8 protein-coding genes and 1 pseudogene are annotated in these 8503 nt (G+C 62.6%); 5 read left to right on the forward strand and 4 right to left on the reverse strand.

Going from position 1 to position 8503, the window contains the following annotated elements; translation table 11 throughout:
- Window positions 1-139 precede the first annotated feature (139 nt).
- Both BLX41_RS18705 and BLX41_RS18710 read left to right on the forward strand, forming a co-directional pair.
- Window positions 140-1777, forward strand: a complete 1638-nt coding sequence (locus BLX41_RS18705; RefSeq protein WP_123726084.1) for a 5-guanidino-2-oxopentanoate decarboxylase — start codon at window positions 140-142, stop codon at window positions 1775-1777.
- Window positions 1774-3222, forward strand: coding sequence for an aldehyde dehydrogenase family protein (locus BLX41_RS18710; RefSeq protein ID WP_123726085.1), 1449 nt, complete (start codon window positions 1774-1776; stop codon window positions 3220-3222). Before BLX41_RS18705 ends, BLX41_RS18710 begins: the two co-directional genes overlap by 4 nt.
- A gap of 25 nt (window positions 3223-3247) precedes the next feature.
- Here the strand turns inward: BLX41_RS18710 and BLX41_RS18715 are convergent, their stop codons facing one another.
- Window positions 3248-4177 (reverse strand): AraC family transcriptional regulator, encoded by a 930-nt coding sequence (locus tag BLX41_RS18715; RefSeq protein ID WP_123726086.1) that lies wholly within the window; start codon window positions 4175-4177, stop codon window positions 3248-3250.
- A gap of 329 nt (window positions 4178-4506) precedes the next feature.
- Between BLX41_RS18715 and BLX41_RS18720 the strand changes: the two genes are divergently transcribed.
- Both BLX41_RS18720 and BLX41_RS18725 read left to right on the forward strand, forming a co-directional pair.
- Entirely contained in the window at window positions 4507-4872 is a 366-nt protein-coding gene (locus tag BLX41_RS18720; RefSeq protein ID WP_123726087.1) for a putative quinol monooxygenase, read from the forward strand.
- 9 nt (window positions 4873-4881) lie between these two features.
- Window positions 4882-5154 carry a hypothetical protein gene (locus BLX41_RS18725; RefSeq protein WP_123726088.1) on the forward strand — a complete coding sequence of 91 codons (273 nt, stop codon included), beginning with the start codon at window positions 4882-4884 and terminating at the stop codon, window positions 5152-5154.
- Window positions 5155-5163: 9 nt separating this feature from the next.
- Here the strand turns inward: BLX41_RS18725 and BLX41_RS18730 are convergent, their stop codons facing one another.
- Together BLX41_RS18730 and BLX41_RS18735 are read right to left on the reverse strand one after the other, a co-directional pair.
- Window positions 5164-5793, reverse strand: a complete 630-nt coding sequence (locus BLX41_RS18730) for a flavin reductase family protein (protein ID WP_123726089.1) — start codon at window positions 5791-5793, stop codon at window positions 5164-5166.
- A gap of 164 nt (window positions 5794-5957) precedes the next feature.
- On the reverse strand, window positions 5958-6215 hold the full coding sequence (locus tag BLX41_RS18735) for a hypothetical protein (protein ID WP_123726090.1): 258 nt from the start codon (window positions 6213-6215) through the stop codon (window positions 5958-5960).
- Between the two features lie 471 nt (window positions 6216-6686).
- Here BLX41_RS18735 and BLX41_RS18740 point away from each other — a divergent pair.
- A pseudogene (locus BLX41_RS18740) lies at window positions 6687-6869 on the forward strand (hypothetical protein); the annotation flags it as partial.
- Between the two features lie 94 nt (window positions 6870-6963).
- Here the strand turns inward: BLX41_RS18740 and BLX41_RS18745 are convergent.
- Complete coding sequence (locus BLX41_RS18745; protein ID WP_123726091.1) at window positions 6964-8286, reverse strand: MFS transporter; 1323 nt, start codon at window positions 8284-8286, stop codon at window positions 6964-6966.
- Between the last annotated feature and the right edge of the window lie 217 nt (window positions 8287-8503).

Below are 8503 nucleotides of genomic sequence, written 5' to 3' on the forward strand. Positions count from 1 at the left end.
GTGAGGACATGGCTAGTATGACTTTTTATCCATTGTTGCGGCTACAGCCCCACCGTTCCAATAGCCCTCCCGGCGTCTGCTGACGTTTTCCAGCCAGTGGTCAGGCGTCGGGTATCCCACCAATAAGAAGGGCGATGAGATGGCGACGTGCGGCGAAGTACTGGTCAAGTTACTTGAAGGTTATGGGGTTGAGCAGGTGTTCGGCATTCCCGGGGTACATACCGTCGAGTTGTATCGCGGCCTGGCCCGCTCGCCCATCCAGCATGTCACCCCGCGCCATGAGCAAGGCGCCGGTTTCATGGCTGACGGCTACGCCCGCACCAGCGGCAAGCCCGGTGTGTGTTTCATCATCACCGGCCCCGGCATGACCAACATCACCACCGCCATGGGCCAGGCCTATGCGGACTCGATTCCCATGCTGGTGATCTCCAGCGTGCAGACCCGCAGCCAGTTGGGCGGCGGGCGCGGCAAGCTCCATGAATTGCCGAACCAGAGTGCGCTGGTCAGTGGCGTGGCGGCGTTTTCCCATACCCTGATGAGTGCCGACGAACTGCCAGTGGTGTTGGCCCGGGCCTTCGCCCTGTTCCAGGCGGGACGCCCACGTCCGGTGCATATCGAGATTCCTCTCGATGTGCTGGTTCAGGATGCGGATCACTTGCTGGCCAGCGAGCCGGTAACCATTGCCCGTGCCGGTGCCGCCCCGGACGCCGTCGCCCGGATGGGGCAGCTGCTGGCGGCGGCCAAGCGCCCGCTGATCCTGGCCGGTGGCGGTGCCATTGATGCGGCCGCTCCCCTGACCCGTTTGGCGGAACTGCTGCAGGCTCCGGTGGCCCTGACGATCAACGCCAAGGGCATGTTGCCGTCGGCCCACCCGCTGCTGATTGGCTCCACCCAGTCATTGGTGGCAACCCGTGCCCTGGTGGCCGAGGCTGACGTGGTGCTGGCCATCGGCACCGAACTGGCGGAAACCGATTACGACGTGACCTTTGCCGGCGGCTTTGAAATTCCCGGGGCCTTGTTGCGGATCGATATCGACGCCGATCAAACCGTGCGCAACTACCCACCGAAAGTGGCGCTGGTAGCCGATGCCGGGAACGCTGCCCAAGCCCTGCTGGCCGACCTGTCCCGGCAAACCTTGAGCGAGCGCAGCAGCGACTGGGGCCAGGCCCGGGCCGCTGCCTTGCGCAGCGAACTGGACAGCCTGTGGGACATGCCGACCCGGGCCCAGACCCTGCTCCTGGAAACCGTGGTTCAGGAGTTGCCGGAGATCGTTCTGGTGGGTGACTCCACTCAGCCGGTGTACAGCGGCAACTTGACGTTCAATCCCGAGCAGCCGCGGCGCTGGTTCAACTCGTCCACCGGCTACGGCACCCTGGGTTATGCCTTGCCGGCCGCCATCGGCGCCTGGCTCGGGGGCGCTTCCCAGTCCAGCCAGCGGCGGCCGGTGGCTTGCCTGATCGGCGATGGCGGCTTGCAGTTCACCCTGGCGGAACTGGCCTGCGCCGTGGAAGCACGCACGCCGATCATCGTCCTGCTGTGGAATAACCAGGGTTATGAGGAGATCAAGAAGTACATGGTCAATCGTGCCATCGAGCCTGTAGGGGTCGATATCTACACCCCGGATTTCATTGCCGTGGCCAAGAGCCTCGGGTGCGCAGCCGAGCGCATCGACAGCGTCGAACAACTGCGTGCGGCCTTGCGCATGGCAGCCGATCGCCAGGGACCGACCTTGATTGAAGTTGACCAGAATCGCTGGACTCAAGGAGTACAGGCATGAGTTCGCCACACGTGTTGAACGGTGTGTACATCGATGGCCAATGGTCGGCAGGCAGTGAGCATCTGCAGGTGATCAACCCGTCCACCGAGGCGCCCTTGGCCTGGGTGGCGGGCGCCGGGCCACAAGCCGTGGATCAGGCGCTGCAGGCCGCTACGGCGGGGCTTGCCCGCTGGGCGCAAAGCAGTGGCGTGGAGCGTGCCGCCGTGCTGCGCAAGATCGCTGCCGGCGTGGCCGAACGCCGGGAGCGGCTGATGCACCTGCAGTCCAGCAACAACGGTAAGCCGCAGTTCGAGGCGGCCATGGATGTGGACGATGTCATCGCCACCTTTGAGTACTACGCCGGGCTGGCCGAGGCGTTGGACGCGACCCAGGATGCGAATGTGCCGCTGCCCTGCGCGGATTTCAGCGCGCGCCTGCGTCGCGAGCCCTGTGGCGTGGTCGGGCTGATCGTGCCGTGGAACTTCCCCATGGTCACCACGGCCTGGAAGTTGGCGCCCGCCCTGGCCGCCGGCTGCAGCGTGGTGCTCAAGCCCTCGGAAGTCACTCCTCTGCCGGAGCTGGAGCTGGCGGCGATCATCGCCGAAAGCGGCTTGCCCAATGGAGTGTTCAACCTGGTCTGCGGGACCGGCCTGGCGGTCGGCGCGCCTTTGGCGGCGGACCCGCGAGTGGCGAAGATTTCCTTCACTGGCAGTAATGCGGTGGGGGTCCAGGTCATGCAGCGGGCGGCGGAAACCATCAAGGGCGTGAGCCTGGAACTGGGGGGCAAGTCATCCTTGCTGGTGCTGGCGGATGCCGACCTTGACCTGGCGGTGGAGCTGGCCTGTGGCGGTGGTTTCTTCAATGCCGGGCAGATGTGCTCTGCCACCAGCCGGGTATTGGTCGCCGACGAGCTGGCCGATGAATTCCTCTTGCGGCTCAAGGCCCGGGCCGAAGGCATTCGGGTGGCCGACCCGTTCGACCCCGAGGTGGTGATGGGCGCCCTGGTGAACCAGGCGCAATATCAGAGAGTATTGGCGCACATCGATCGTGGCCTGAATGTCGGTGCCAGGCTGGTCTGTGGCGGCGGCCGCCCGGCCGGGTTGCTGCAGGGCTTTTTCATCCAGCCCACGGTGTTCACCGAGGTGCCGCTGGACAGTGCCCTGTGGCGTGACGAAATCTTTGGCCCGGTGCTCTGTGTGCGCAGCTTCAGCAGCGAGCAAGAGGCGATTGAACTGGCCAATGACAGCGAGTTCGGCCTGGTGGCCAGTGTGGTGGGGGCGGACGTGGAAAATGCCGAACGGGTTGCCAATGCCCTGCAGGCCGGCCTGGTGTGGATCAACGCACCCCAGGTGATCTTTCCCCAGACCGCCTGGGGCGGCTACAAACAGAGCAGCATCGGCCGCGAACTGGGGCCTTGGGGCTTGCAAGCCTTCCAGGAGCTCAAGCACGTAATCCGCGCGCTGTAGGAGCCGGCTTGCCGGCGAGCCCGGGTTACCCGCCCACCCGCAGGCGCGCCATGTCCCGCAGGGGCGGCGCGCCAAACAGTCGGCTGTACTCGCGGCTGAACTGGGACGGGCTTTCATAGCCGACCCGATACCCCGCCGCCGAAGCCTCCAGCCCTTCGGCCAGCATCAGGCGCCGGGCTTCTTGCAGGCGCAGCTGCTTCTGGTACTGCAAGGGGCTCATGGCGGTCATCGCCTTGAAGCGGTGATGCAGGGTCGACACGCTCAGGTTCACTTCCCGAGCCAGGTCATCGATGCGCAACGGGTGCACGAAATTACCGTTGAGCCATTTGATGGCCTGGTTGACGCGGTGACCCTGACTGTTGGCGGTGGCGATCTCATACAGGCGGTGGCCCTGGGGGCTGCGCAGCAGGCGATAGAGAATTTCCCGACGCACCAGCGGCGCGAGCATGGCGATGTCTTTCGGGGTGTCCAGCAGGCGGGTCAGGCGCAGCACGGCGTCGAGCATCGCCGGGTCCAGGCGCTCCACGTACAGGCCCCGTCCGGTGGGCCGGGCGGGTACGCCCAGGGGGCCGGCATCGGCGATCAGCGCATTGATTTCCCCGGGGTCGATGTCCAGGCGCAGGGCCAGGATCGGCTCTTGCGGCGAAACGATCGCCACCTTGCCGCTCAGCGGCACGGAAACCGAGACCACCAGGTAATTCAATGGGTCGTAGTTGTAGCTTTCATCGGCCAGGCGCACTTCCTTGCGACCCTGGGCCATGATGCACAGCGCCGGTTGTGCCAGCACCGAGCCGAAATGATGGGAGGTGCTGTGGCGCGAGACGAACAGCGAGTCGATGGCGGTGGCGTAGCTGCCGTCTTCGGCGGTGTTGCGCGCAATGATCGCGGCCAGTTCCACGCGCTGGCGTTCCATCTCCGGAGCCAGGGGCGGCGGCAGGGTATCCAGTGATGACATGGGGCGCCTCGGGATGTTTGCAGTCGGCACAGCTTAAGTTTGTGCAAGAGTCGCGGGTAGGCGAATTCTGCGTAAAACTTGCCTGATCCTGCTGCTTGCGCGCGCGATAGGCAAGGTGAGCCGATGCTCGGGCGTTTCACTTGCTTGAAACACCGTTGTAACGCTTCTGTCCCGTGTCGCCGCCCATGCGGTACAGGAACAGGCTTGTCGCAGGATTGGGCAAATCAACGGCAGAAATCGACTAACGCGCGAGTGGGCCCGCCCCGTATCGTTGATTGTGTCGCAGCCCGTCCCCCGGCTGCCTCGACAACACCCTGGGAGGGTTCCACATGTCCACGCATATTCCCGTCAGTCACATGGCTTTTGTTCGGGCCCGGGCCGGGCGCTCCACGGAGCTGGGGGCGCGCTTGAGCAGCCTGATCGAACCTTCGCGCCAGGCCACCGGCTGCCTGCACTTCGCTGTACAGCATTCGCAGTGCGATGCCGACCTGTGGCTGATGTCCGGCTTCTGGAGCAGCCAGCAGACAATGACCGCCTATTTCAACTCGCCGACCATGGCGATCTTCGCCGAGTTGGTTCAGGACCTGGTGGTCAACAGCCTGGACTTCCACACCTTCAGCACGGTGTCGGCGCTTGAGGCTCATGGTGAGTACGCGCAACTGCAGCGCGCGCCGGTGCACAAGCTGGCCAGTTGAAGGTTTAGAATGGCCGACTTTCCATTGGCCAGGATCAGCAACATGGCACGTAAAGAGTTTGCACACTACGAAGCAGTTTCCGCTGTGGTTCCAGGGGAGGGGGGATACAGCGCCGCCATCGCCGTCAAAGCCCTGGGCGCTTCAGGGGCTCCACGCTTTCATAAAATTCTGGTTGAGCAGATCTTCAAGACCGCTCACGAAGCCGACCAGGCTGCCGCGCAACACCTCGAACAGCTGGCCGACGTCGATCAAGACGGCGAACTGAGCTTTCACAGTCACTGAGTCGCCGAACTACCTGACCGCTCCTGGGCGGTGCATCTTGAACAGGGCCTCGGGTCCCAACTGGAAATAGTCCGCCGGCCCGCCGCCGCGCAGAATGGGTTCTGCCGCGGCGGTGTCGTAGATCCCGTCCTTGAGCAGCCACTTGGCGATATGCACGGCGACCACTTCGCCAAGGATCAGCCAGCTCGGCACCAACTCCTTGTCCGCACGTTGCAACTGAATGATCTGGGTGACCTTGCATTCGAAGGACACCGGGCTCTGGGCAACCCGGGGCACGCTGATGATCTTCGAGGCCACGGGCGTCAACCCGGCCAGTTCGAACTCGTTGACCTCGGCGGGGACCGCGGCGCAGCTCTGGTTCATCTGTTCGGCCAGGGGCCGGGTGGCCAGGTTCCAGGCGAACTCCCCGGTGGCCTCGATGTTGTTCAGGCTGTCTTTGCGCCCGACGCTGGAAAAACCAATGATCGGCGGAATGTAGTTGAAGGCATTGAAGAAACTGTAAGGCGCCAGGTTCAGCCGGCCTTCGACATCCTGGGAAGAAATCCAGCCAATGGGGCGCGGGCCGACGATGGCATTGAACGGGTCATGGGGCAGGCCGTGGCCCAGGGCAGGTTGGTAATAGTGGATATCGTCGGACATGGCTCAAGGTTCCTGCAGGGGTGCGAGTGAAGGGCGCCATAGTGCAGTGCGCTCTGGTCGAATTCCAGCGTCCGGGCCCCGAGTGATCCAGGTGGCGGCAGATCTTCCCCGGCCAGAAAAGACTAAGCCCGGCCGAAGCCGGGCTGTGGTGTCAGGTGAATCGATCAACTGATGGTGGCGGAACCGGTGCGGTCGTAGCCGTCGGCAGCGAAGGTAGCGGAACCAGTGCGGTCGTAGCCATCTTCAGCGAAGGTAGCGGAACCGGTACGGTCGTAGCCATCTTCAGCGAAGGTAGCGGAACCGGTGCGGTCGTAGCCGTCTGCAGCGAAGGTGGCGGAACCGGTGCGATCGAAACCGTCAGCAGCGAAGGTGTTGGCAGCCAGTACCGACAGGGTCAGGGCGAGGATCAGTTTGCTTTTCATGGTGGTGACTCCAGGTTCGTTGAGGTGTTTGCGTTGGGCTTGGAATGAATCCTACTCCTGTAAATTTGATAAAAAAGCGCAAATTAATGCTTATTAAAATCGAATTTACCGATATGTAGGCCGTCATTACTGACCACCGGTTACCGCACTCAGGCCTCACTACAGATACGTGCCAAGTCGCAACTTGGATTCAGTAGCAGGCTAAGCATCCAGCATTAACTGATCATTAATTGAGCAGGTGGCGGACAAAAAAAGGATAAAAAAACCTTCAACGGTTTTTTCATTCAGCCCCGACCTATTTTTCACTCCGGGGCGTTCAGCCTTCGCGCAGGTCTGCAACCCACGACAGGCCATCTCGAATGCGACCCTTGGAGCTCCCTTACCAATGAACAAACTTCCCCAGATCACCCTGGCCTTCTGGGTCATGAAAATCTGCGCGGCGACCCTGAAACCGCAGGTGATCTGCTGTCGATGCCCCGACCCTTCGGCGCGACCTTGGGCGACTTCCTCACCAAACCCCATGGAAAGGGTGGCCTGGATTTCGGCACCATCGGCTCATCGGCGGTATTGGCGGGGATTCTGCTGGTGATGATTGTCGGTGCGTCCTGGGCCCAGAACCGCTTCTCACGGCAGAACGCCGCTGAACTGTCCTGACTCACACCCAGCATCTGTAGGAGCCGGCTTGCCGGCGAAAGCGTCCTACAGATCAGCAAGTACGCCCGGGCCTTGCACCCGGGCGTTGTTTTTTTCAGTCGGTCTCGATCCGCGAATGCTTGCGGGTGTCCTTCATGGTCACGTAGACCAGCAGCGAACAGGCAATGCAGGCGGTGACGTACCAGTAGTAGCCGGTTTCCATGCCGATGCTCTTGAACCACAGGGCGATGTACTCCGCGGTGCCGCCGAAGATCGATACGGTCAGCGCGTAGGGCAGGCCCACACCCAGGGCACGGATTTCAGTGGGGAACAGCTCGGCCTTCACCACTGCGTTGATCGAGGTGTAGCCACTGACGATGATCAGCGCCGCCATGATCAGGAAGAACGCGCCCCACCAGGTCTGGATGGTGTGCAGGGTGGTGAGGATCGGCACGGTGAACAGGGTGCCGAGGATGCCGAAGGCAATCAGGATCGGTCGCCGACCGATCTTGTCCGACAGCGCACCGATCACCGGTTGCAGGCACATGAACAGGAACAGGGTCGCTGCAGAAATGGTGGTGGAGTCGGAAATGCTCATGCCGACGGTGTTCACCAGGTATTTCTGCATGTAGGTGGTGTAGGTGTAGAAGGCCAGGGTGCCGCCCATGGTCAGGCCGACCACGGTCATCAATTCCTTGGGATGACGCATCAGGGTGCGCATCAGGCTTTCTTTGGGCTTTTCCTTCTTCTTGGTGAAGGACTCGGTTTCTTCCATGCCGCGACGCAGGTACAGGGCCACGACCGCACACAGAGCGCCGATGCCGAACGGAATCCGCCAGCCCCAGGACTGCAGTTCTTCGGTGGTCAGTACGTTCTGCAGCACGATCAGCACCGCCAGGGCGATGAGCTGGCCGGAAATCAGGGTCACGTACTGGAAGCTGGAGAAGAAGCCGCGACGTTCCTTGGTCGCCATCTCGCTGAGGTAGGTGGCCGAAGTGCCGTACTCGCCGCCCACCGACAGGCCCTGCATCAGGCGCGCCAGCACCAGCAGGATCGGAGCTCCGACGCCGATGGTTTCGTAACCCGGGGTCAGGGCGATGATCAGGGAGCCGAAGCACATCAGCAGCACCGAGGCCATCAGCGCGGCTTTACGGCCTTTGCGGTCTGCGTACAGCCCCATCAGCCAGCCACCGATCGGGCGCATCAGGAAGCCCACGGCGAAGATCGCGGCGGTGTTCAGCAGTTGCGCAGTGGTGTCGCCCTTGGGGAAGAAGACTTTGGCGAAGTACAGCGAGAATGCAGCGTAGACGTACCAGTCGTACCACTCGACCATGTTGCCGACGGAACCGCTGAAAATCGATTTCAGGCGGCTGGCGGTGGTCTTTTCCTGGGTGGGCGCAGCCGCCGACCCAGCAGGTAGGGTATTAGAGATATCCATGACGGACCCTTCTATTCATTGTTTTTGTGGAGCGCGCGCAAGCGCAGCCTACTGGGGCTATAGCAGGAGCTGTGCCAAGAGCGAGAGGCCCGGGCTAGAGGGGTTTTATCTGTGGTGATGAGCGGAAATCCGCCTATGGGTGCCTGCCGGGTAGGCGGGAAATTGCCGAAGTGAACGCGGCCCTGGGAGGCGCGCTCGGGCGGCGTGCCTTTTGCGG

Origin of the sequence: Pseudomonas protegens (genome assembly GCF_003732485.1) — a bacterium.
GTDB classification, from domain to species: Bacteria; Pseudomonadota; Gammaproteobacteria; order Pseudomonadales; family Pseudomonadaceae; genus Aquipseudomonas; species Aquipseudomonas protegens_B.

Coding starts and splice junctions, on each gene's coding strand:
- BLX41_RS18720 (WP_123726087.1), top strand. CDS start 4,507: ATGTCCACGCATATTCCCGTCAGTCACATGGCTTTTGTTCGGGCCCGG.
- BLX41_RS18730 (WP_123726089.1), bottom strand. CDS start 5,793: ATGTCCGACGATATCCACTATTACCAACCTGCCCTGGGCCACGGCCTG.
- BLX41_RS18735 (WP_123726090.1), bottom strand. CDS start 6,215: ATGAAAAGCAAACTGATCCTCGCCCTGACCCTGTCGGTACTGGCTGCC.
- BLX41_RS18705 (WP_123726084.1), top strand. CDS start 140: ATGGCGACGTGCGGCGAAGTACTGGTCAAGTTACTTGAAGGTTATGGG.
- BLX41_RS18710 (WP_123726085.1), top strand. CDS start 1,774: ATGAGTTCGCCACACGTGTTGAACGGTGTGTACATCGATGGCCAATGG.
- BLX41_RS18725 (WP_123726088.1), top strand. CDS start 4,882: ATGGCCGACTTTCCATTGGCCAGGATCAGCAACATGGCACGTAAAGAG.
- BLX41_RS18745 (WP_123726091.1), bottom strand. CDS start 8,286: ATGGATATCTCTAATACCCTACCTGCTGGGTCGGCGGCTGCGCCCACC.
- BLX41_RS18715 (WP_123726086.1), bottom strand. CDS start 4,177: ATGTCATCACTGGATACCCTGCCGCCGCCCCTGGCTCCGGAGATGGAA.